Origin of the sequence: Lactobacillus delbrueckii subsp. jakobsenii ZN7a-9 = DSM 26046, from assembly GCF_001888925.1 — a bacterium.
Classification (GTDB): domain Bacteria; phylum Bacillota; class Bacilli; order Lactobacillales; family Lactobacillaceae; genus Lactobacillus; species Lactobacillus delbrueckii.
In genome coordinates, this window is record NZ_CP018218.1 from 283532 (window position 1) to 306866 (window position 23335).

The following is a 23335-nucleotide window of genomic DNA, read 5'->3' on the forward strand; positions in this document are numbered from 1 at the left end:
TATTTTGCTTAACAAAGCCCGAAGACTCAGTCTCACAAAACGGGCAGGAATATGTCCTAAGTTTCCCTAGTGCCGAAGCTCTAGGGCAGCGCCCAGTCCACGACTTGAAGCAGGGACGAACCCACGCTTGTGACGCTTTGATTGATAGACTATGCCATCACCAACTGTTTGTTTGCGTAACGGTCTTCAAGAATCAACTTAACATTCTTGTACGGCATATATTTCGTTATTTCTTTGTCATCCGCCCTTTGCAAAATATTTACCGCTGCTGCTGTATTTGCGTTCATTTCTCCACAATTTGGACAGACAGCCGTTTCATGATGTGTGCCTTTTCTTTCACTGAAATGCGCACCACATCTTGGACAGAACTGAGACGTATACGCTGGATTAACGTCAATGGTTTGAATTCCCAGACTGCAGCATAAATACTCGATACGTTTATCCAGTCTTCCTTTAGTCCATGACGATAACTTTCGTCTCACTTTTGCTTCATAGCGGTTTGATGCTTTAGGCAATTTCTCTTTCGTAAAAGTCAGATCTTCCTTGACAAGAATATCTGGATCTTCTGCTACAAGCATCTGTCTAATACTTGTGTTCATCACCCGCTCCATATTGCATAGCTTTCTTTCATGTTGGTGATGGTAGAGCTTGCTGCCAAGATGGTGTTTTTCAAGACGGGAAATTTGGCACTCAAGACTTCCAATGCGGTGTCTGATACGCTTCTTTGTTTTGGCTGAATAATTCTTTGCTAACTTTTCCTGCAAAGCAGACTTTTCTTCTCTTAATTCCTTGGCTAACTGGATGTACTCATTGCGATTTGTATTGCGGTCATTGATCCGCTCAACTTCAGCGCCTACCAGCTGACTGAAATCTACCCCATATTCTTGATTACTACTGCATGAGATAAGTGTTGCCAATCCCTTGTCCATCCCCAGTTGCTTTTGTGGCTTGCGGATATTATGGGCAACAGCCTTAATAGCACGATGAACTTCCAGACGTTTCTTGTCTCGATCAAGAATGAGCTGGATGTCACCGCGTTTCTTCTTATTGGCATAGCAGTATGGCCCGGTCAGCTTAATCTGCTTTTTCTTTCTGCATTTTGCCGTCATGATTTCTAGGTAGCTTGAGCCATCTTTTTCAACAACTTTCCACATCATTTCGTCACAGAGCATGCATCGTGCTGCCGTTGAATGAGGGTAGGGTTTATGTTTTCTGGTGAGACGTCTGATATATCCAAAGCAGTGCCGAAGCTGCTTCTCGGATAAAGCGGCTCTTAGTGCAGGATACTGGCTCATTTCTTCATTTGGCTGTGCTTCATTCTCACGTCTCTGCAGAATGAGTTGCCAGTAATACGGAGAAGTGAAGACGTAATTGAGATACTGGCGCTCAGCATTAGACAATGCATCATTAGCTTGAACCATCTTTTTCAGTTTCAAGCCAAGATTTGACCACATGGAATTGAGATTCATGCACACGTCTTTAACCGCTTCTGTTACATGCCGGCCTTGAATTCCAAACTGCTCGCTAAGAAGCTTTTGCTTTGAGAGTCTGACCGCTCTTGAATCAGGAAATTTCAATCCTTGAGCTTTATTCTTCTTATAAGCCTTTTTCCAGTCTTTGACCGCTTTGCGGGCTTTCTTGATTTCACCGTCATGCTTGCGGATTTTATCTCTAGGGCCATACCAGTTAGCAACATCAGTCATGTGGTTGATGCCGCACAACTGTGAATAAAGGAAGTCTCTGCATTTGCCGTAAGCAGTAAACAACTCATCCAATTCTTTTAGTTCGTCACCATTTAACTTTACCGTATAAGCTCTGACTGTCTTAGTTTGAGTTCTTCTCTTTTTTCTGGTCATTTTTGGAAACGACTTTCTTTTTACGATTTGCGATCTTATGTTCGCATCTATCCGTATTATATCACAGAAGCTCGTTCAAATACATTGGGAACATGACCTAGAATAGAAAAGACTACAAATAAGCATTAGTAGTCTTTAATTGCTATTTTTGACTATATATTTTTACGGCTGCTGATTTCCCAAAAAAGAAAACAAAGAATAAAACAATAAAACAAAAAGAGCCAGACTTCCGTCTGACTCTTGATTCGCGCGGCAGCTTCCTATCCTCGCAGGCAGTTTCCCACCAACTACTTTCGGCGTTAAGAAGCTTAACTTCTGTGTTCGGCATGGGAACAGGTGTATCCTTCTTGCCATTGCCACCGCACTCTTTGCTTGAGCTTGCACGCTCAAAACTGAATATCTCTTCCAAGTCAAAACCTCATTGCTTTGCTCTTTTGGTCAAGTCCTCGACTGATTAGTACCGGTCCGCTCCAAGCCTCACGGCTCTTCCACTCCCGGCCTATCTACCTCATCGTCTCTGAGGTGTCTTACTTTCTTAAAGAAATGGGAAATCTCATCTTGAGGGGGGCTTCGCACTTAGATGCTTTCAGCGCTTATCCCGTCCGCACATAGCTACCCAGCGATGCCTTTGGCAAGACAACTGGTACACCAGCGGTGCGTCCATCCCGGTCCTCTCGTACTAAGGACAGCTCCTCTCAAATTTCCTGCGCCCACGACGGATAGGGACCGAACTGTCTCACGACGTTCTGAACCCAGCTCGCGTGCCGCTTTAATGGGCGAACAGCCCAACCCTTGGGACCGACTTCAGCCCCAGGATGCGACGAGCCGACATCGAGGTGCCAAACCTCCCCGTCGATGTGAACTCTTGGGGGAGATAAGCCTGTTATCCCCAGGGTAGCTTTTATCCGTTGAGTGATGGCCCTTCCATGCGGTACCACCAGATCACTAAGCCCTACTTTCGTACCTGCTCGAGTTGTCTCTCTCGCAGTCAAGCTCCCTTTTGCCTTTACACTCTGCGAATGATTTCCAACCATTCTGAGGGAACCTTTGGGCGCCTCCGTTACACTTTAGGAGGCGACCGCCCCAGTCAAACTGCCCGTCAAACACTGTCCTCGGCCTGGATCACAGGCCTGAGTTAGAGCATCCGTCAAGCAAGGGTAGTATCCCACCAGCGCCTCCGATAAGACTGGCGTCCTATCTTCTCCGGCTCCTACCTATCCTGTACATGCTTGACAGATACCCAATATTAAACTGCAGTAAAGCTCCATGGGGTCTTTCCGTCCTGTCGCGGGTAACCCGCATCTTCACGGGTATTATAATTTCACCGAGTCTCTCGTTGAGACAGTGCCCAAATCATTACACCTTTCGTGCAGGTCGGAACTTACCCGACAAGGAATTTCGCTACCTTAGGACCGTTATAGTTACGGCCGCCGTTTACTGGGGCTTCAATTCAAACCTTCGCTTGCGCTAAGCTCTCCTCTTAACCTTCCAGCACCGGGCAGGTGTCAGCACCTATACTTCATCTTACGATTTTGCAGATGCCTGTGTTTTTGATAAACAGTTGCTTGGGCCTTTTCACTGCGGCTGATCTTGCGACCAGCGCCCCTTCTCCCGAAGTTACGGGGCCATTTTGCCGAGTTCCTTAACGAGAGTTCTCTCGCTCACCTGAGGATACTCTCCTCGACTACCTGTGTCGGTTTGCGGTACGGGTGCACCGTTTCTGGCTAGAAGCTTTTCTCGGCAGTGTGACGTCGCAGCCTTCGCTACTTTAATTTCGCTCCTCATCACGCCTTGTCCTTATGAAAGCAAGCATTTGACTCGCTCTCAGACTTGACGCTTGAACGTGGTATCCAGCACCACGCGCTGCTAGCCTCCTGCGTCCCTCCATCGCTCATAACGATTCGGTGCAGTACAGGAATTTCAACCTGTTGTCCATCGACTACGCCTCTCGGCCTCGCCTTAGGTCCCGACTTACCCTGGGCGGACGAGCCTGCCCCAGGAAACCTTAGTCTTGCGGCGGACAGGATTCTCACCTGTCTTTCGTTACTCATACCGGCATTCTCACTTCTAGAAGCTCCACATGTCCTCTCGGTCATGCTTCACCGCCGCTAGAACGCTCTCCTACCACGTGCATAAACGCACATCCACAGTTTCGGTATCATGCTTAGCCCCGGTAAATTTTCGGCGCGGCGTCACTCGACTAGTGAGCTATTACGCACTCTTTGAATGATGGCTGCTTCTGAGCCAACGTCCTAGTTGTCTGCGCAACTCCACATCCTTTTCCACTTAGCATGAATTTTGGGACCTTAACTGGTGATCTGGGCTGTTTCCCTTTCGACTACGGATCTTATCACTCGCAGTCTGACTCCCGCACATAAATGTCTGGAATTCGTAGTTTATCTGAATTCAGTAACCCTTGACGGGCCCCTAGTCCAAACAGAGCTCTACCTCCAGCATCCTCTTTGCGAGGCTAGCCCTAAAGCTATTTCGGAGAGAACCAGCTATCTCCAAGTTCGTTTGGAATTTCACCGCTACCCACAACTCATCCCCGCAATTTTCAACTTACGTGGGTTCGGTCCTCCAGCGCGTTTTACCGCGCCTTCAACCTGGTCATGGGTAGGTCACTTGGTTTCGGGTCTGCGTCAGCCAACTGCTCGCCCTCTTCAGACTCGCTTTCGCTGCGGCTCCGTCTTTTCTGACTTAACCTTGCTGACTAACGCAACTCGCCGGTTCATTCTACAAAAGGCACGCCATCACCCGTTAACGGGCTCTGACTACTTGTAGGCACACGGTTTCAGGTTCTCTTTCACTCCCCTCCCGGGGTTCTTTTCACCTTTCCCTCACGGTACTGGTTCACTATCGGTCACTGGTTAGTATTTAGCCTTGCGAGATGGTCCTCGCGGATTCAAGCGGGATTTCACGTGTCCCGCCCTACTCAGGATACTGATAGGCCTTCTTTGGATTTCGCTTACGGGGCTTTCACCCTCTCTGGCGCGTTTTCCCAAACGCTTCTGCTATCCTCTGAAGTACCATGTCTCAGTCCTACAACCCCGGCAGATAAATCTGCCGGTTTGGGCTCTTTCCTGTTCGCTCGCCGCTACTTGGGAAATCGATATTTCTTTCTCTTCCTGCAGCTACTTAGATGTTTCAGTTCGCTGCGTGTTCCCTCCTTAAGCTATGTATTCACTTAAGGATAGCATGTCTGCACATGCTGGGTTCCCCCATTCGGAGACCTCCGGATCAAAGCCTACTTACGGCTCCCCGAAGACTTTCGCGGTTAGTCGCGTCCTTCATCGGCTTCCAGTGCCAAGGCATTCACCGTGCGCCCTTCTTCACTTGACCTTGCAAGTTTGTTCTTTCGAACTCTCTCGGTCGCTTTGCAATGTTTTCATTGATCTCAATGATTCTCGGTTTTTTCTTGGAATTAAGATATTCAGTTTTCAACGTACAAGTGAGAGCTGATACTCTCAAAACTGAACAAAGTTTCTTTTGCAGTGTGCTTCCGTAACTGGTGGACTTCTATTAGCATTTCTGCTCTCCATCCATCCGTTTTCCTTAGAAAGGAGGTGATCCAGCCGCAGGTTCTCCTACGGCTACCTTGTTACGACTTCACCCCAGTCATCTGCCCTGCCTTAGGCGGCTGACTCCTATAAAGGTTATCCCACCGACTTTGGGCATTGCAGACTTCCATGGTGTGACGGGCGGTGTGTACAAGGCCCGGGAACGTATTCACCGCGGCGTGCTGATCCGCGATTACTAGCGATTCCAGCTTCGTGCAGGCGAGTTGCAGCCTGCAGTCCGAACTGAGAACAGCTTTAAGAGATCCGCTTACCCTCGCGGGTTTGCTTCTCGTTGTACTGCCCATTGTAGCACGTGTGTAGCCCAGGTCATAAGGGGCATGATGACTTGACGTCATCCCCACCTTCCTCCGGTTTGTCACCGGCAGTCTCTTTAGAGTGCCCAACTTAATGATGGCAACTAAAGACAAGGGTTGCGCTCGTTGCGGGACTTAACCCAACATCTCACGACACGAGCTGACGACAGCCATGCACCACCTGTCTCTGCGTCCCCGAAGGGAACCATCTATCTCTAGGTGTAGCGCAGGATGTCAAGACCTGGTAAGGTTCTTCGCGTTGCTTCGAATTAAACCACATGCTCCACCGCTTGTGCGGGCCCCCGTCAATTCCTTTGAGTTTCAACCTTGCGGTCGTACTCCCCAGGCGGAGCGCTTAATGCGTTTGCTGCGGCACTGAGGACCGGAAAGTCCCCAACACCTAGCGCTCATCGTTTACGGCATGGACTACCAGGGTATCTAATCCTGTTCGCTACCCATGCTTTCGAGCCTCAGCGTCAGTTGCAGACCAGAGAGCCGCCTTCGCCACTGGTGTTCTTCCATATATCTACGCATTCCACCGCTACACATGGAGTTCCACTCTCCTCTTCTGCACTCAAGAATGACAGTTTCCGATGCAGTTCCACGGTTGAGCCGTGGGCTTTCACATCAGACTTATCATTCCGCCTGCGCTCGCTTTACGCCCAATAAATCCGGACAACGCTTGCCACCTACGTATTACCGCGGCTGCTGGCACGTAGTTAGCCGTGACTTTCTGGTTGATTACCGTCAAATAAAGACCAGTTACTGCCTCTATCCTTCTTCACCAACAACAGAGCTTTACGATCCGAAGACCTTCTTCACTCACGCGGCGTTGCTCCATCAGACTTTCGTCCATTGTGGAAGATTCCCTACTGCTGCCTCCCGTAGGAGTTTGGGCCGTGTCTCAGTCCCAATGTGGCCGATCAGTCTCTCAACTCGGCTACGCATCATTGCCTTGGTAGGCCTTTACCCCACCAACTAGCTAATGCGCCGCGGGCTCATCCTAAAGTGACAGCTTGCGCCGCCTTTCAAACTTGAATCATGCGATTCATGTTGTTATCCGGTATTAGCACCTGTTTCCAAGTGGTATCCCAGTCTTTAGGGCAGATTGCCCACGTGTTACTCACCCATCCGCCGCTAGCGTCCAACAAATCACCCCGAAGGGATCTTTGAATTCAGCTCGCTCGACTTGCATGTATTAGGCACGCCGCCAGCGTTCGTCCTGAGCCAGGATCAAACTCTCAATTTTAAAATTGAGCTTTTTTAATCTGCTCCAGATTATTTGCTTGCGAATTGACTTCGCTTATTTGTTTGGATCAAACAATGTTTGACCCGCACACTGCGAAACTTTGTTCAGTTTTCAAAGTACCAACTTGCGTCTTAGCGACGCAACATTTTATATCTTACTCGCTTGTTGACTTCTTGTCAACAAGTTTTTGATATTTTCTTTTTCGTGTCTCCGGCGAATTCCTTCTTCGCCGCGACAACAAATACTAGTATACTCGTTATTGTTGAAAGGTCAAATCCACCTTTTCATTCGCTTTATCATGGGTACAGCCGGCAGAGTTGTAACAAGCGCTGCTTGATATAGTTTTGCCTTTGTTTTCGCTTACGGGGGAAAATCTTTTTCTTTGCGAAGAATAGTTCGGATTATCGTAATTTTTCCGGGAGAAAAAAGGTGAAACTTTTTATTTTTTTGCTTTAAACAAGAAAAAACACTAGAGTGAGGCACTCAAGTGTCAGCAAACTCTTCATTTTTTTTACCAATATCCAATGCACTTGGTCCACAGCAAACCGCCGCCCAGCCAAATAACATTGAAAATCACACCGATGATCGCGCTCAGCTTCCACCAGTCCTTGTTTGACACATAGCCTGTACCGGACAGCATAGCTGCCGGTCCAGCTGAGTAAGTCGAAGTCGACAGGAAGACCGACCCGCAGAAAGCCAGCATGATAAATCTGATTTATCAATAAACCAGCACGTTAGAGCTATGTTTTACGATAAGCGAAAGGATTTTTATATGGAATTCAGAGATCTGCGTTATTTTATCGACTTGGTGGAAAGCGAAAGCTATCATGCCACTGCTCAAAAGAATCAGGTCACCCAGCCAGCCATCAGCGCCATGGTCAAAAGGCTGGAAGAAGAATGCGGGGTCCAGCTGGTCTTTAAAAAATCAAGCCGGGCTCCCCTGGGTCTTATATAAAAGGGCCAAGAAACTAGTCAAAGAGGAAAATTCAATTAAGATCGAAGTCAAACGGGCCAACGCCAATAACTTCCGCTTAGGCTATTCAGAACTGGCCGGCAAGGCCTGGCTGGCATCAGTGATCACTCACTTAAACCAAAGCCGGATGCTGGCAAATATCGAAACTAAAGAAGAAGATTCCCACCTGCTTGAGCAACATCTGCGGGAGGGACGCTTTGACGTAATCGTCTTCTCCAGATTAGGCGATGAGCCCTTACCAGGAATCAAGACTACCCCCTTGCAGCGCTATCAATATGTTTTGGTAGTTGCTGAAGACAGTCCCCTGGCCCAGCTGGATGAAATCCGCATTGCTCAGATCAAAGACACGCCCTTGATCATGCGGCACAAGTGCTTTTTATCAAGAATATCCCTTGACCGGCTCTTTGCGGCAAGGAATGGGCGTCAGCTACTTGATGGACATTGCCGTGGAAAATGTTCCCGGCGTCAAAGCCATCCCCTTGGTTCCAAGCCAGCGAAGCTACTGCTACTCTAGCTTGGGGATCCGCGAGAATTTCATTCCAAATGAGGTTCAAAAGCAGTATCTGGAGATCTTGAAGAAGAACCAGGACCTTAATTAAACAAAAATAAAAAGCTGAATTGGTCAGCTTTTTTAACAGGAAAAGGGCCCCGCGTCTCAACACTAACGCGAAGCCCCTCATGCCACAATAATATTCAATTTTATTACAAACTGCCTGGCAAGTCGTCATTTTTGATCGGCCCAGTCGCTGTGCACAAACAGAACACCCTTGCGCGGAAGGCTTTCCCGCTAAATCGCGACTGCTGCCTTAGCCTTGATCTTGCCGACAGCAAACTGACAAATACGCCCTTTCAAGAGGCTCACTCATCAACCATCTTTTCTGTCATTCGCATACGCCCTTTCCATAAGGTTCGATACGATATTCGAAAGTACTTTCTCTACTTAGGATAATAGCACAAAAGTTAAGCGCTTGCAAGTTATGGGGATTAACCGATTTTTTCCTGCAGGCTCATCATTTCCAGCAGGCTCTGGGCGGTCGCGCTCCCCTCGTTGCCGACCTTCAAGCCGGATCTTTGCAAGGCCTGGTCGATATTCTCCGTCGTCAGCATGCCAAAAGTCACCGGTACCTTGCCCGCCAAATTCAATTCCATGACCGCGCTGGTTACATTGCTGATGATCATCGCGTAGTGGTCGGTCTCGCCCTTGATCACCGCCCCCAAAGTCATGATCCCGTCGTATTTGCCGGAATCAACCAGCTTTTTAGCCGCGAAGCCCAGTTCAAAAGCCCCCGGTACCCGGTAAGTATCAATATCTTCTTACTTGATCCCAAACTTAAGCAAAGTCTCGGCCGCGCCGGTTGCCAGGCTCTTGGTCACCAGCTCGTTAAAGCGGGACACCACGATCGCTACCTTGCCGTGGACTTGCTTAAAATCACCTTGAATTACTGCCATCTTTTTCTTCCTCACTATAAACTGACTAACATGTGCTTAAAGCGGTCCCGCTTGGTTTCCAGATATCTGCGGTCCTCAGCCGTTGCCGTCATTTCCAGAGGCAGGCGGTCGGTAATTTCCACCCCGGCCTCTTCCAATTGCTTGATCTTGTCCGGGTTATTGGTCAAAAGCTGTACCTGCTTAATCCCCAAATCCTTGATCATTTTGGCGGCCACGTCGTACTTGCGCTCATCTGGAGCAAAGCCCAGAAGCAGGTTGGCGTCATAAGTATCATGACCTTGGTCCTGCAAGACATAAGCCCGGAGCTTATTAGTCAAGCCAATCCCCCGTCCTTCTTGGTTAAGGTAGAGGATAAGCCCGGACCCCTTTTCTTCAATCCGCCGCATGGCCTGGTGGAGCTGGTGGCCGCAGTCACAGCGCTTGGAGCCGAAGACGTCCCCGGTCAGGCACTTGGAGTGGATCCGCAGCATTACCGGCTCATTTTTGGCAATTTCTCCTTTCTTAATCACCAGGTTGCCATTGCCGTAATCCTTGATTTCAAAATCGCCGTAGTCAGTTGGCAGTTTTACGAATTCTGACCGGCTACTCGCGAAGCTCCGGCAGTACTCCTGCAATTCCGCGATCGTGAAGTATGGCAGGTCGTATTCCTTGGCGATTTCTTCCAGTTCCGGCCGGCGGGCCATGTGCCCGTCTTCTTTCAAAATTTCGCAGATGTAGGCCACTTCCGCTTCACCAGCCAGTCTGGCCAAGGTAACTGAGGCTTCCGTGTGCCCGTTTCTTTCCAAAACGCCCCCGTCTTTAGCGACCAGCGGGAAGCAGTGACCTGGCTTGAAAAAGTCTTCTGGCTTGGCTTCCGGGTCGGCCAAAGCCTTGATCGTAGTTGCCCGGTCGTAAGCTGAGATTCCCGTGGTCGTCGTCTTGTAGTCAACGCTGACGGTAAAGGCCGTCCCAAACGGGTCCGTGTTGTCCTGCCACATCTGCGGCAGTTCCAGTCTTTCCGCGATCTCCCGGCCAATACTGGTGCAGAGCAGGCCCCGGGCATGCTTGGTCATGAAGTTGATTTTTTCCAGAGTAACCTTGCTGCCCAAACCAATCATGTCCCCTTCGGCTTCCCGGTCTTCGTCGTCGGCCACGATTACCAGGCCGCCCTGTTTCAGAAAGCCCTGTCAATCAGGAAGAAGATCTTTTTTATCTTACTCCTCTTTTCAATCAGCAATTCCATGGGAATAAAAAGCAATAGAAACGAAAAAAAGCAACGACCTAAGTCGCTGCTTTAATTACGGTCCATGCGGGATTTGAACCCGCGATCTCCTCCGTGACAGGGAGGCGAGATAGACCACTGCTCCAATGGACCATATGGAGGATACAGGGCTCGAACCTGTGACCCTCTGCTTGTAAGGCAGATGCTCTCCCAGCTGAGCTAATCCTCCGATGCACCCAGTAGGACTTGAACCTACAACCTTCTGATTCGTAGTCAGACACTCTATCCAGTTGCGCTATGGGTGCGCTGGAATATTCTGTTTGCTAACGCTGCTGCGTTAAGCGGAAGACGGGATTCGAACCCGCGACCCCCACCATGGCAAGGTGATGTTCTACCACTGAACTACTTCCGCATGTTCGCTTAATGCGAGATCGGGAAGACAGGATTTGAACCTGCGACCCCCTGGTCCCAAACCAGGTGCTCTACCAAACTGAGCCACTTCCCGGTACTCCGCCTGTCAGACTCGAACTGACGACATCCTGATTAACAGTCAAGCGCTCTACCAACTGAGCTAAGGCGGAATGTTGAGCGCGGCAGCTTCCTATCCTCGCAGGCAGTTTCCCACCAACTACTTTCGGCGTTAAGAAGCTTAACTACTGTGTTCGGCATGGGAACAGGTGTATCCTTCTTGCCATTGCCACCGCACTCTTGCTTGAGCTTGCACGCTCAAAACTGAATATCTCTTCCAAGTCAAAACCTCATTGCTTTGCTCTTTTGGTCAAGTCCTCGACTGATTAGTACCGGTCCGCTCCAAGCCTCACGGCTCTTCCACTCCCGGCCTATCTACCTCATCGTCTCTGAGGTGTCTTACTTTCTTGAAGAAATGGGAAATCTCATCTTGAGGGGGGCTTCGCACTTAGATGCTTTCAGCGCTTATCCCGTCCGCACATAGCTACCCAGCGATGCCTTTGGCAAGACAACTGGTACACCAGCGGTGCGTCCATCCCGGTCCTCTCGTACTAAGGACAGCTCCTCTCAAATTTCCTGCGCCCACGACGGATAGGGACCGAACTGTCTCACGACGTTCTGAACCCAGCTCGCGTGCCGCTTTAATGGGCGAACAGCCCAACCCTTGGGACCGACTTCAGCCCCAGGATGCGACGAGCCGACATCGAGGTGCCAAACCTCCCCGTCGATGTGAACTCTTGGGGGAGATAAGCCTGTTATCCCCAGGGTAGCTTTTATCCGTTGAGTGATGGCCCTTCCATGCGGTACCACCAGATCACTAAGCCCTACTTTCGTACCTGCTCGAGTTGTCTCTCTCGCAGTCAAGCTCCCTTTTGCCTTTACACTCTGCGAATGATTTCCAACCATTCTGAGGGAACCTTTGGGCGCCTCCGTTACACTTTAGGAGGCGACCGCCCCAGTCAAACTGCCCGTCAAACACTGTCCTCGGCCTGGATCACAGGCCTGAGTTAGAGCATCCGTCAAGCAAGGGTAGTATCCCACCAGCGCCTCCGATAAGACTGGCGTCCTATCTTCTCCGGCTCCTACCTATCCTGTACATGCTTGACAGATACCCAATATTAAACTGCAGTAAAGCTCCATGGGGTCTTTCCGTCCTGTCGCGGGTAACCCGCATCTTCACGGGTATTATAATTTCACCGAGTCTCTCGTTGAGACAGTGCCCAAATCATTACACCTTTCGTGCAGGTCGGAACTTACCCGACAAGGAATTTCGCTACCTTAGGACCGTTATAGTTACGGCCGCCGTTTACTGGGGCTTCAATTCAAACCTTCGCTTGCGCTAAGCTCTCCTCTTAACCTTCCAGCACCGGGCAGGTGTCAGCACCTATACTTCATCTTACGATTTTGCAGATGCCTGTGTTTTTGATAAACAGTTGCTTGGGCCTTTTCACTGCGGCTGATCTTGCGACCAGCGCCCCTTCTCCCGAAGTTACGGGGCCATTTTGCCGAGTTCCTTAACGAGAGTTCTCTCGCTCACCTGAGGATACTCTCCTCGACTACCTGTGTCGGTTTGCGGTACGGGTGCACCGTTTCTGGCTAGAAGCTTTTCTCGGCAGTGTGACGTCGCAGCCTTCGCTACTTTAATTTCGCTCCTCATCACGCCTTGTCCTTATGAAAGCAAGCATTTGACTCGCTCTCAGACTTGACGCTTGAACGTGGTATCCAGCACCACGCGCTGCTAGCCTCCTGCGTCCCTCCATCGCTCATAACGATTCGGTGCAGTACAGGAATTTCAACCTGTTGTCCATCGACTACGCCTCTCGGCCTCGCCTTAGGTCCCGACTTACCCTGGGCGGACGAGCCTGCCCCAGGAAACCTTAGTCTTGCGGCGGACAGGATTCTCACCTGTCTTTCGTTACTCATACCGGCATTCTCACTTCTAGAAGCTCCACATGTCCTCTCGGTCATGCTTCACCGCCGCTAGAACGCTCTCCTACCACGTGCATAAACGCACATCCACAGTTTCGGTATCATGCTTAGCCCCGGTAAATTTTCGGCGCGGCGTCACTCGACTAGTGAGCTATTACGCACTCTTTGAATGATGGCTGCTTCTGAGCCAACGTCCTAGTTGTCTGCGCAACTCCACATCCTTTTCCACTTAGCATGAATTTTGGGACCTTAACTGGTGATCTGGGCTGTTTCCCTTTCGACTACGGATCTTATCACTCGCAGTCTGACTCCCGCACATAAATGTCTGGAATTCGTAGTTTATCTGAATTCAGTAACCCTTGACGGGCCCCTAGTCCAAACAGAGCTCTACCTCCAGCATCCTCTTTGCGAGGCTAGCCCTAAAGCTATTTCGGAGAGAACCAGCTATCTCCAAGTTCGTTTGGAATTTCACCGCTACCCACAACTCATCCCCGCAATTTTCAACTTACGTGGGTTCGGTCCTCCAGCGCGTTTTACCGCGCCTTCAACCTGGTCATGGGTAGGTCACTTGGTTTCGGGTCTGCGTCAGCCAACTGCTCGCCCTCTTCAGACTCGCTTTCGCTGCGGCTCCGTCTTTTCTGACTTAACCTTGCTGACTAACGCAACTCGCCGGTTCATTCTACAAAAGGCACGCCATCACCCGTTAACGGGCTCTGACTACTTGTAGGCACACGGTTTCAGGTTCTCTTTCACTCCCCTCCCGGGGTTCTTTTCACCTTTCCCTCACGGTACTGGTTCACTATCGGTCACTGGTTAGTATTTAGCCTTGCGAGATGGTCCTCGCGGATTCAAGCGGGATTTCACGTGTCCCGCCCTACTCAGGATACTGATAGGCCTTCTTTGGATTTCGCTTACGGGGCTTTCACCCTCTCTGGCGCGTTTTCCCAAACGCTTCTGCTATCCTCTGAAGTACCATGTCTCAGTCCTACAACCCCGGCAGATAAATCTGCCGGTTTGGGCTCTTTCCTGTTCGCTCGCCGCTACTTGGGAAATCGATATTTCTTTCTCTTCCTGCAGCTACTTAGATGTTTCAGTTCGCTGCGTGTTCCTTCCTTAAGCTATGTATTCACTTAAGGATAGCATGTCTGCACATGCTGGGTTCCCCCATTCGGAGACCTCCGGATCAAAGCCTACTTACGGCTCCCCGAAGACTTTCGCGGTTAGTCGCGTCCTTCATCGGCTTCCAGTGCCAAGGCATTCACCGTGCGCCCTTCTTCACTTGACCTTGCAAGTTTGTTCTTTCGAACTCTCTCGGTCGCTTTGCAATGTTTTCATTGATCTCAATGATTCTCGGTTTTTTTCTTGGAATTAAGATATTCAGTTTTCAACGTACAAACTTGGCCTTCCGGCCAATGGAGGCAAACGGGATCGAACCGATGACCTCCTGCTTGCAAAGCAGGTGCTCTCCCAGCTGAGCTATGCCCCCGTAAAATATCAACTTTTAAGATGTTACTCCATCTTGCCCGAAATGTAAAGAGATTTCTTTGCATTTCAATGGGCCTGGATGGACTTGAACCATCGACCTCACGCTTATCAAGCGTGCGCTCTAACCAGCTGAGCTACAAGCCCAAGTTCTTATTGTTGGTACTCTCAAAACTGAACAAAGTTTCTTTTGCAGTGTGCTTCCGTAACTGGTGGACTTCTATTAGCATTTCTGCTCTCCATCCATCCGTTTTCCTTAGAAAGGAGGTGATCCAGCCGCAGGTTCTCCTACGGCTACCTTGTTACGACTTCACCCCAGTCATCTGCCCTGCCTTAGGCGGCTGACTCCTATAAAGGTTATCCCACCGACTTTGGGCATTGCAGACTTCCATGGTGTGACGGGCGGTGTGTACAAGGCCCGGGAACGTATTCACCGCGGCGTGCTGATCCGCGATTACTAGCGATTCCAGCTTCGTGCAGGCGAGTTGCAGCCTGCAGTCCGAACTGAGAACAGCTTTAAGAGATCCGCTTACCCTCGCGGGTTTGCTTCTCGTTGTACTGCCCATTGTAGCACGTGTGTAGCCCAGGTCATAAGGGGCATGATGACTTGACGTCATCCCCACCTTCCTCCGGTTTGTCACCGGCAGTCTCTTTAGAGTGCCCAACTTAATGATGGCAACTAAAGACAAGGGTTGCGCTCGTTGCGGGACTTAACCCAACATCTCACGACACGAGCTGACGACAGCCATGCACCACCTGTCTCTGCGTCCCCGAAGGGAACCATCTATCTCTAGGTGTAGCGCAGGATGTCAAGACCTGGTAAGGTTCTTCGCGTTGCTTCGAATTAAACCACATGCTCCACCGCTTGTGCGGGCCCCCGTCAATTCCTTTGAGTTTCAACCTTGCGGTCGTACTCCCCAGGCGGAGCGCTTAATGCGTTTGCTGCGGCACTGAGGACCGGAAAGTCCCCAACACCTAGCGCTCATCGTTTACGGCATGGACTACCAGGGTATCTAATCCTGTTCGCTACCCATGCTTTCGAGCCTCAGCGTCAGTTGCAGACCAGAGAGCCGCCTTCGCCACTGGTGTTCTTCCATATATCTACGCATTCCACCGCTACACATGGAGTTCCACTCTCCTCTTCTGCACTCAAGAATGACAGTTTCCGATGCAGTTCCACGGTTGAGCCGTGGGCTTTCACATCAGACTTATCATTCCGCCTGCGCTCGCTTTACGCCCAATAAATCCGGACAACGCTTGCCACCTACGTATTACCGCGGCTGCTGGCACGTAGTTAGCCGTGACTTTCTGGTTGATTACCGTCAAATAAAGACCAGTTACTGCCTCTATCCTTCTTCACCAACAACAGAGCTTTACGATCCGAAGACCTTCTTCACTCACGCGGCGTTGCTCCATCAGACTTTCGTCCATTGTGGAAGATTCCCTACTGCTGCCTCCCGTAGGAGTTTGGGCCGTGTCTCAGTCCCAATGTGGCCGATCAGTCTCTCAACTCGGCTACGCATCATTGCCTTGGTAGGCCTTTACCCCACCAACTAGCTAATGCGCCGCGGGCTCATCCTAAAGTGACAGCTTGCGCCGCCTTTCAAACTTGAATCATGCGATTCATGTTGTTATCCGGTATTAGCACCTGTTTCCAAGTGGTATCCCAGTCTTTAGGGCAGATTGCCCACGTGTTACTCACCCATCCGCCGCTAGCGTCCAACAAATCACCCCGAAGGGATCTTTGAATTCAGCTCGCTCGACTTGCATGTATTAGGCACGCCGCCAGCGTTCGTCCTGAGCCAGGATCAAACTCTCAATTTGAAAATTGAGCTTTTTTAACCTGCTCCAGATTATTTGCTTGCGAATTGACTTCGCTTATTTGTTTGGATCAAACATTGTTTGACCCGCACACTGCGAAACTTTGTTCAGTTTTCAAAGTACCAACTTGCGTCTTAGCGACGCAACATTTTATATCTTACTCGCTTGTTTGATTCTTGTCAACAAGTTTTTTGATATTTATTTTTGCCTTGCTTCAAGCACTTGGCTCGTTTCAAGACAAATAATACTTTACCTTCTTTTTGTCCTTTCGTCAAATTGGTCATTTTATTCGGTTTATTATGTGAACACACGGCTTAGTTGTCATTTTTATTTTTTCTTTCTTTTGCCTTTTGTTTAATTTTATCTGGCTTAATCTGGGAGAAGCAGTCTTTTAGTTCGCTTTTAGGTCATTTTTACCGGAAGACTTTTTCAAAAAAATGTTATTTCCCGGTAAAAAAGAAAAACCGCGGATCAAATCCACGGTTTCTTAGTTATTGCTCTTATTTCAATCTGCTTTCTTCTTAAAGCCATTTTCCAGGTAGCTCAAGCGGCGGTCCAGGACTTGGGCCAGCTTGGCCGTATCGACGGGCCGGCCGGCTTCATAGTCTTCTGCTCCTTTACTAAGGCAGCTGATGAAGGCCAAGAGCAGGCTGTGCAGGAGAAATTTCAAGTCAGTCCGGTCCTGCAAAGCAACCTTAGCTGTCAAACCGGCAATTTCCTGAGCCGACAGGCAGGACAGCGGGTCTTCTGCCTGCTTGGGCCGGGGCACTTGCTGGGAATGCAGCATGTCAATCTTCCGGTAGAAGAAGGCCGCGTTTTCCCCATAGAAGATTTCATCCAGCCACTGGGGCAGGACCTTCCTAGCCAGGGCAAAAGGATCATAGCCGCAAGCAGCTAATTCTTTCCGGGCGCCTTCGATCATCCGCTGGCTAATCTGGTCACCCAGGTAAAAGTAGACGTCTTCCTTATCCGCAAAATACTGGTAAAAGCTCCCCCGGGGGATCCCTGCCGCCTTGATCAAGCGGTTGATGGATGCTTCATCGAAGCTGTGGGTAAAAAATTCCTCCCGGGCCGCTGCCATAATCCGGTCCTGCTTTTCCTTAGGCAGGTTGAAAAAAGTCTGGCTGGGCATTTTTTACTCCTTCCGCAAAGCTTCAACTGGATCCAGCTTGGAAGCGTGGTTGGCTGGCAGGATCCCGGCGATCATGCTGATGACAATGCTGATGAGCAAGCCAGTCAAGGCGTATTGCGGGGTAAAGCTGACCACGGCCGCCTTAAAGGCTGACTGGGTGAAGCTGTTGATCCCCTGGGCCAAAAGCCAGGTCAAAGCAATCCCGACAATCCCGGAAGCCAGGCCCAGCAAAAAGGCTTCGCTGGAGAAGATCCGCCGGATGTCCTTGCGCCGGGCACCCAGAGCCTTCATGACCCCGATTTCCTGGGTTCTTTCGACTACCGAGATATTCAAGACAACCAGGATCATGATAGCTGAAACCAAAAGGGAAACTGCCGCGATAGCCGTCAGAACGTAAGTCAAAACGCTCAAGATGCTGTCAAACATTTCCGCCATCTGCTCCTGCATTGAGCCGGCAAAGCCCTTGTCCTTGGCTGCCTGCTTGATAGAAGAAGTGTACTGCTTGTTCGTTGCCGTCAAGTAGACCACGTTTGCCTTCAAGCTCAAGCCGTTGTCTTTGAAGATTTTTGCCAAGTCGCTGTAGGGCAAAAGCAGGGTGCTGACCTGGCCGGAACCGGAAGCTTCATAGATCCCGACTACCTTGACCGTTTTGGTGATAGTCTTGGTCCCAATCTGCAAACTTGCCTTGACCTTCTTGCCTAAGATCTTCTTGCCCAAGTTGTCGGCGCTGCCGCTGTCGATCATGACCTCGTCCTTGCCAGCCTTAGGCAAGTGGCCCTTCTTGACCTCTGACTTGGCGATCCCATCATTGACCGTCTTAAGGTAGATCATGCTGGCCGTCTTCTTGCCGTATTTCAGCTGGTTGGTCCCCAGGGAAATCGCGCTGTAGCCCTTCTGCAGCTTTTTGACATGGGCGATCTTCTCCAGCTTCTTTAAGTCCTGCTTGCTAAAAGCCGAAGCGCTACTGGTCCCGGACAAAGAGGCCATATTGTTTTGCTGCTGCTTGGCCAGGGCTGCCTTGTCCCCGGTTTGCTGGGCCTGCATCCCCTGCTGGCGCATCTTCTGGCTGGAAGTCTTCTGGATTTCCGCGACCAGGGGGTTGGAGTAGGTGCTCATCTGCCCGCTGACATAAGAGGTAACCCCCTTGCCCAGGCTGAGCATGAGGATTACGGACATGATCCCGATCCCCATCCCGGTTGAAACCAGGGCGTTGCGGCCAAACTTGGCCTTCATATTCTTAAAAGCCAAAGAGATCGCCTTAAAGAGGCTCATCTGCTGGATCTTAACTTCAGTTCTCTGCTCCAGGTGGTGGTCCAAGGGCTTTTGTTCCTGGTCGCTGACGATCTGCCCCTGGTCGATCCGCAGAACCCGGCTGCAGTGGCTGGCCACCTTGTCTGAGTGGGTAACCATCAGGACCAGCTTGCCTGAAGCCGCGATGTCTCTGATCATGTTCAAAATCACGTCAGTCGTGTCCGCGTCCAGGGCCCCGGTTGGTTCATCGGCGATGATCACGTCCGGGTCATTGGCCAAAGCCCGGGCAATGGCCACCCGCTGCTTCTGCCCGCCGGACAACTGATCGGGCTTCTTGTGCATGTGGTCCTTTAGGCCCACCTGGGTCAAGAGCTCTTCCGCCCGGCCGCGCCGCGTTTTTTCATCCGCGTTGGACAGGGTCATGGCGATTGACACGTTGTCGATCAAGTCCAGGTGGGGGATCAAGTTGAAGTTTTGAAAAATAAAACCGATTGATTTCTTATGGTAGTTAACCATTTCCTTTTGGGAAAAATCACGCAGGTTCTTCCCTTCGTATAAAATGGCTCCTTCAAAGTCAGAGTCCAGGCCCCCGATCGTGTTCATCAAGGTCGACTTGCCTGACCCAGATTCCCCGACGATGGCGACCATTTCCCCGGCGGCAAATTTCGCATTGACCCCGCGCAAGGCCTCGTACTGGCCCCCGCCCGGCATCTTGTAGTACTTTTTGACGTCTTTCAATTCAAGAACTGTCATCTATCCATCTCCTATGCAAAAATATGACAACTTGTCATATAACATGTTGTCATATTAATCCCTCTCCCAGTTTCTGTCAAGCAAAACAAAAACATGACCCCGGAAAATTCCGAAGTCATGTTTTTTTCACGTTCTTAGCAGCTGGCGCCGTTTTGAATCTGTTCAGCGGTAAGTTTGCTTGGCTCGTAAACGTTGACGCCGACCGCGCTGTCAATCAAGCCGCTGCCGTCGCTCAAGGACAGCATCCCGTACTGTTCGCCAACGCTCAAGTTGTCATCCAAGAAGCCCATTTCCGCCTCGCCCGTGTACAAGTCCAGACCTAAATTGTTGTCGATCTTGATTTGATAGTCCGCGTCTGGCTGGTCCAGGGCGACGAACTGGAAGTTAGCCCCGATCGTACAAGACCCGCCTTGCAGTGAGTACTTGTTGGACCCGTCATTTAAAGCCAGGAGCAAGACTGCCTTGTTTCCCTGCTTCTTTTTCAAAAATTCTCCAGCTTCCGGACTAAAAGTCATTTCAACCATATTGTTACCTCCTCATCGGACTTACTTATTTTTTGATAGTTTGAGTGTAGCACGTTTTTTCTCAGCAAAAATTGATCCAGGTCAATTTTCTTCCCTCTAAGGGCGGAAAAATGCTTAAGAATGTTATAATTTCCCTAAAAAGAGTGAGGAGGTGGACCACATGACTAAAGTCAAATTCAACCTGGACGACGGCCTGGCCATCCTGCTTCAGGCCTACCAAGACCAAAGCGGGACAGACAGGGACGCCATCATCAACCAGGCCGTCAAACAGCTGCTGGTCAAAAAACTGGGCAAAAAGCGGATCGCCCAGCTACTCACGGACAGCGAAGACGGCAGCGACTACCAGCTGGAACAGTTCTTCAGCAGCTACGACTGGCTTGAATAGGCAAACAAAAAAGCCCAATTCCGCCAACATTGGAATCAGGCTCACACAGTGCGTGCCAAAGCAAACCACATATTAAGGGCTGTTTTCGCTACCGGAGAAAACAGCCTAAGCATTTGACACGAGATAGATTATATACTCAAACTGGCTTTCGGACAATCTTTTCACCCCGAAAGCTTATTTTTTTAATTTTGCCAGGACGTCTTTATTCGTCAAAGCCACCGTCGGCAGCTTTTTCTTTTCCCGCCAAGTCTTGGTCAGGTAGTAGTCGTTAATCGCGTATTCCGGTTCCGCGTACTTCTGCTCCATAAAAGGCTTGACTGCCTGGTCAACGGCCAGCCAGCCGTTCCAGCCCAGGTGGATGGTGTCTTCCATAAAGTACTTCTTCTTGCCGTCCTTGGACAGGTCATAGATGTTGTCAAAGCCCTGGCTGATCAGCTGGTGCTTGATCTTATTCGTAGCCGTGTCATACATCTTCTGTGACAAGCCAGTGTACTTCTGCCACTTGGCGTTAACTGGCGGAATAATGAAGAGGACCTGGGTCTTGTCCTTGGCGAACTGGTTCAAGAGCAGCTCGAAGTCCGAGTATTCCGGGGATTCAACATAGTTGAACTTCTTCTGGCTCCCCTTCAATTTCTTGAGCAGCTTGGCATTCAAGCGCTTTTTGTAAAAACTAGTCCGGATCCCAAAGCGGTTGCCCTTGGTATCCTTCTTGGCTTCCTTCTCTGAGGCCTTCTTCAAGCCCTCGTAAGAGTAGGTATCCGGCAGCTTGGCCCCCTGCTTCTCAATCTTTGGCAGGCGGTCGCGCAGCTGCAGGGAAGTAAAGAACTTGTCTTCCGTGGAGTAGATCTGCCGCCGCCAGCGGAGGTAGTAGCGCTCCATCTTGGAGATCCCCACCCCGGCCGCGATTTCTAGCAGGGCATGGTGGATCACGTGCTCACTCTTCACGCTTGGCATTTGCAAAAGGCGGCGGGCCGCGTAGCGGTCAGCTTCCGTGTCTTTAGCGTTCAAAATAAAGTCGCTGGCATGCAGAGGCGAGTAGTAGAGGGTAAAGGCATCCGGGTTCTGCCCCTGGGGCGTGAACCATTGCGGTGAAATAATCACCACGGCCTTCTTGCTTGGCGCCTCCTGCATCCCCAGGTATTGAGCCAGGGACTGGCTGCCCGGTCCCCCAAGCAGGAAAGGCGTGTAGGAACGATGGTACTTGGTAGCCAGGACAGTCGGGTGCATGTTGTCAAAACGCGACAGTTCACTTGACCCGTAGAAAGGCACATAGCCCTCCTTATAGGCCTTCTGCCGCATGGCCTTGCCCTTGAAGACAGTCGTGGTCTGCGAAGCGGCGGCCTGGAAAAGGCTGCCCTTTGAGAAGGTCCGCTCCCAAGGCAGGGATAAGATCCCCATCAGCAAGAGCACCGCGCAGATGACTGGCCCAAAGATCAGCCAAAGTTTTGTCTTATTCTTCATCTTGCAGTTTCTTCACCTGTTCAACCAGCTTGTTCGGGGTGTTCCAGTCGTCGCGGTTGAATTCAGAAACCGGAACAGTGATGTCGAAGGTTTCCTGCAGGGTCAAGAGCATCTGCACAGTGGCCATGGAGTCCATGATCCCGCTCTCGTAGAGTTCTTGATCCATGTTGTCTGAGAAGTCTTCACCAGTTGCTTCAGCTAAAATGTCAACGATTTGCTTTTGAATATCCATAATTTTCCTCTTCTTGTTAAATCTGTTTCTTTAGATCTTTTTTCTGTTTTGTTTTCTGTTGATTTTTTAAAAAAATCGCCGATTGTAAAATTAAACTGAACACTGTTCCGATCCAGTAAGAAAAATCGTTTTCACTGGATTAGAGCACAAAAAATCCATTTCAACCATCTGGTAGAATATGAATTACCACAAACATTTCTAGAGAGGTTAAAATGGATCATTCTTATTCTAACACTAAACCACACCAAAAGGGCAAGCACCTTACGCTAAACGACCGGACTACAATCCAGGAGCTGCACTCTAAGGGCTACTCTAATCGTGCTATAGCTAGAGAACTTAACTGCTCACCAAGCACGGTCGGATATGAGCTCAAAAGAGGCACAGTATCCCTGTATACCGGCAATGTGAGGCGGTATAAAGCTGTCGAAGGGCAAAGCACTTACGAACTACATAGAAGCGAATGCGGCCGCAAGAGCTTGTTTCTTCGCAGACATAAGTTCATCGACTATGTTTCCCACTGCTTTCATAATCAAGGCTGGTCTCTTGATGCTTGCGTGGGTTATGCTTTGGCCAAGGGAATCTTCCAGAAAGATCAGGTCGTATCAACCAAAACTCTGTATAACTACGTTGACTTGGGCCTAATGGACATCAAGAACGGTGATCTTCCAGAGAAGGTCAAGCGCAATACTAAGACTCGTCGTGCCCGTGTAAACAAGCGTATCCTGGGACGAAGCATCGATGAACGTAGTCCTAGAATCGAAAGCCGTAAGGACTTTGGCCACTGGGAATGCGATCTGGTTCTTGGACACAAGACTAAGGACGACGATGTGTTGCTTACTCTGTGCGAACGAAAGACGCGTCAGTTCTTCATGATCAAGATTGAGGATAAGACCTCAGCTAGCGTTATGAAGGCATTTGATAAGCTTCGAGAGTACTACGGATCCAAATGGAATCAAATCTTTAAGTCTATCACAACTGACAACGGATCTGAGTTCGCAGATCTATCCAATCTTGAGCAAGTTTCCAAGACTCTTGTGTACTACGCTCATCCTTATACATCTTGTGATAAAGGCAGCGTAGAACGGCACAACGGGCTTATCAGACGCTATATTCCCAAGGGAGACCGTATGGATAAGTACAGTGTGGAAGATATTGCTAAGATCGAGGTATGGTGCAACTCTCTTCCTCGGAAGATCTTAAACTACAAGACTCCAGAAGAGTACTTTGACACCGAACTTGACCGCATTTACCGGCGTAGATAGTCAAAATCTACCAGATGTTATGGTAAGTGTTCA

9 protein-coding genes, 8 tRNA genes, 6 rRNA genes and 3 pseudogenes are annotated in these 23335 nt (G+C 49.9%); 3 read left to right on the top strand and 23 right to left on the bottom strand.

Translation table 11 applies throughout. The features are described 5' to 3' along the window. Positions 1–149: 149 nt before the first annotated feature. From LJ046_RS01565 to LJ046_RS01585, 5 genes and pseudogenes are all read right to left on the bottom strand, one after another. Positions 150–1856 (bottom strand): RNA-guided endonuclease TnpB family protein, encoded by a 1707-nt coding sequence (locus tag LJ046_RS01565; RefSeq protein WP_002876634.1) that lies wholly within the window; start codon positions 1854–1856, stop codon positions 150–152. Between the two features lie 247 nt (positions 1857–2103). After that, positions 2104–2220 (bottom strand): 5S ribosomal RNA (rrf, locus tag LJ046_RS01570). Positions 2221–2290: 70 nt separating this feature from the next. Next, positions 2291–5198, bottom strand: a 23S ribosomal RNA gene (locus LJ046_RS01575). Between the two features lie 217 nt (positions 5199–5415). Then, positions 5416–6979: ribosomal RNA gene (locus tag LJ046_RS01580) — 16S ribosomal RNA — on the bottom strand. Together the 16S, 23S and 5S rRNA genes form the textbook arrangement of a ribosomal RNA operon. A 511-nt stretch (positions 6980–7490) precedes the next feature. After that, positions 7491–7685 (bottom strand): annotated as a pseudogene (locus tag LJ046_RS01585) (anion permease); the annotation flags it as partial. A 66-nt stretch (positions 7686–7751) separates the two neighbouring features. Between LJ046_RS01585 and LJ046_RS01590 the strand changes: the two are divergent. Continuing rightward, a pseudogene (locus tag LJ046_RS01590) lies at positions 7752–8551 on the top strand (LysR family transcriptional regulator). 385 nt (positions 8552–8936) lie between these two features. On the opposite strand, the pseudogene ribH reads toward LJ046_RS01590, so the two are convergent. From ribH to LJ046_RS01670, 16 genes and pseudogenes are all read right to left on the bottom strand, one after another. After that, a pseudogene (gene ribH / locus LJ046_RS01595) lies at positions 8937–9401 on the bottom strand (6,7-dimethyl-8-ribityllumazine synthase). 14 nt (positions 9402–9415) lie between these two features. Continuing rightward, positions 9416–10558: a bifunctional 3,4-dihydroxy-2-butanone-4-phosphate synthase/GTP cyclohydrolase II gene (locus tag LJ046_RS01600; RefSeq protein ID WP_035176353.1), complete on the bottom strand. Its 1143-nt coding sequence runs from the start codon at positions 10556–10558 to the stop codon at positions 9416–9418. Between the two features lie 123 nt (positions 10559–10681). After that, positions 10682–10755: transfer RNA gene (locus LJ046_RS01605), tRNA-Asp, on the bottom strand. Positions 10756–10758: 3 nt separating this feature from the next. After that, positions 10759–10831 (bottom strand) — tRNA-Val (locus LJ046_RS01610). A gap of 2 nt (positions 10832–10833) precedes the next feature. Further along, positions 10834–10907: transfer RNA gene (locus LJ046_RS01615), tRNA-Arg, on the bottom strand. Positions 10908–10942: 35 nt separating this feature from the next. Next, positions 10943–11014 (bottom strand) — tRNA-Gly (locus tag LJ046_RS01620). A gap of 19 nt (positions 11015–11033) precedes the next feature. Beyond that, positions 11034–11107: transfer RNA gene (locus LJ046_RS01625), tRNA-Pro, on the bottom strand. Positions 11108–11110: 3 nt separating this feature from the next. Next, a tRNA-Asn gene (locus LJ046_RS01630) sits at positions 11111–11183 on the bottom strand. A 7-nt stretch (positions 11184–11190) separates the two neighbouring features. Beyond that, positions 11191–11307, bottom strand: a 5S ribosomal RNA gene (gene rrf, locus LJ046_RS01635). A gap of 69 nt (positions 11308–11376) precedes the next feature. Next, positions 11377–14284, bottom strand: a 23S ribosomal RNA gene (locus tag LJ046_RS01640). Positions 14285–14412: 128 nt separating this feature from the next. After that, positions 14413–14485: transfer RNA gene (locus LJ046_RS01645), tRNA-Ala, on the bottom strand. A 69-nt stretch (positions 14486–14554) separates the two neighbouring features. Beyond that, positions 14555–14628 (bottom strand) — tRNA-Ile (locus tag LJ046_RS01650). 113 nt (positions 14629–14741) lie between these two features. Continuing rightward, a 16S ribosomal RNA gene (locus LJ046_RS01655) occupies positions 14742–16305 on the bottom strand. Between the two features lie 502 nt (positions 16306–16807). Further along, positions 16808–17434: a TetR/AcrR family transcriptional regulator gene (locus LJ046_RS01660; protein ID WP_002879620.1), complete on the bottom strand. Its 627-nt coding sequence runs from the start codon at positions 17432–17434 to the stop codon at positions 16808–16810. Positions 17435–17437: 3 nt separating this feature from the next. Further along, the gene (locus LJ046_RS01665) at positions 17438–19438 is read right to left on the bottom strand and encodes an ABC transporter ATP-binding protein/permease (protein ID WP_002879621.1); all 2001 of its coding nucleotides are present in this window, start codon (positions 19436–19438) and stop codon (positions 17438–17440) included. Between the two features lie 134 nt (positions 19439–19572). Next, a complete protein-coding gene (locus tag LJ046_RS01670) occupies positions 19573–19962 on the bottom strand; it encodes an iron-sulfur cluster biosynthesis family protein (RefSeq protein WP_002879623.1) in 390 nt (129 codons plus the stop codon). Between the two features lie 160 nt (positions 19963–20122). On the opposite strand from LJ046_RS01670, the gene LJ046_RS01675 reads away from it, so the two are divergent. Next, positions 20123–20347: a hypothetical protein gene (locus tag LJ046_RS01675; RefSeq protein ID WP_002879625.1), complete on the top strand. Its 225-nt coding sequence runs from the start codon at positions 20123–20125 to the stop codon at positions 20345–20347. Positions 20348–20521: 174 nt separating this feature from the next. Here LJ046_RS01675 and dltD read toward each other — a convergent pair whose 3' ends face one another. Next, positions 20522–21808: a D-alanyl-lipoteichoic acid biosynthesis protein DltD gene (gene dltD, locus LJ046_RS01680; RefSeq protein ID WP_002879626.1), complete on the bottom strand. Its 1287-nt coding sequence runs from the start codon at positions 21806–21808 to the stop codon at positions 20522–20524. Next, entirely contained in the window at positions 21798–22040 is a 243-nt protein-coding gene (dltC, locus tag LJ046_RS01685) for a D-alanine--poly(phosphoribitol) ligase subunit DltC (RefSeq protein WP_002879627.1), read from the bottom strand. The genes dltD and dltC overlap by 11 nt, the downstream gene beginning before the upstream one ends. Before the next feature lie 212 nt (positions 22041–22252). Here dltC and LJ046_RS01690 point away from each other — a divergent pair, with 212 nt between their 5' ends. After that, on the top strand, positions 22253–23302 hold the full coding sequence (locus tag LJ046_RS01690; RefSeq protein ID WP_002878880.1) for an IS30-like element ISL7 family transposase: 1050 nt from the start codon (positions 22253–22255) through the stop codon (positions 23300–23302). Positions 23303–23335: the final 33 nt, after the last annotated feature.

Excerpts from the sequence above, each read along its gene's own strand:
- LJ046_RS01565 (WP_002876634.1), bottom strand. The coding sequence starts at position 1,856 with ATGACCAGAAAAAAGAGAAGAACTCAAACTAAGACAGTCAGAGCTTAT.
- LJ046_RS01660 (WP_002879620.1), bottom strand. The coding sequence starts at position 17,434 with ATGCCCAGCCAGACTTTTTTCAACCTGCCTAAGGAAAAGCAGGACCGG.
- LJ046_RS01665 (WP_002879621.1), bottom strand. The coding sequence starts at position 19,438 with ATGACAGTTCTTGAATTGAAAGACGTCAAAAAGTACTACAAGATGCCG.
- LJ046_RS01670 (WP_002879623.1), bottom strand. The coding sequence starts at position 19,962 with ATGGTTGAAATGACTTTTAGTCCGGAAGCTGGAGAATTTTTGAAAAAG.
- LJ046_RS01675 (WP_002879625.1), top strand. The coding sequence starts at position 20,123 with ATGACTAAAGTCAAATTCAACCTGGACGACGGCCTGGCCATCCTGCTT.
- dltD (WP_002879626.1), bottom strand. The coding sequence starts at position 21,808 with ATGAAGAATAAGACAAAACTTTGGCTGATCTTTGGGCCAGTCATCTGC.
- dltC (WP_002879627.1), bottom strand. The coding sequence starts at position 22,040 with ATGGATATTCAAAAGCAAATCGTTGACATTTTAGCTGAAGCAACTGGT.
- LJ046_RS01690 (WP_002878880.1), top strand. The coding sequence starts at position 22,253 with ATGGATCATTCTTATTCTAACACTAAACCACACCAAAAGGGCAAGCAC.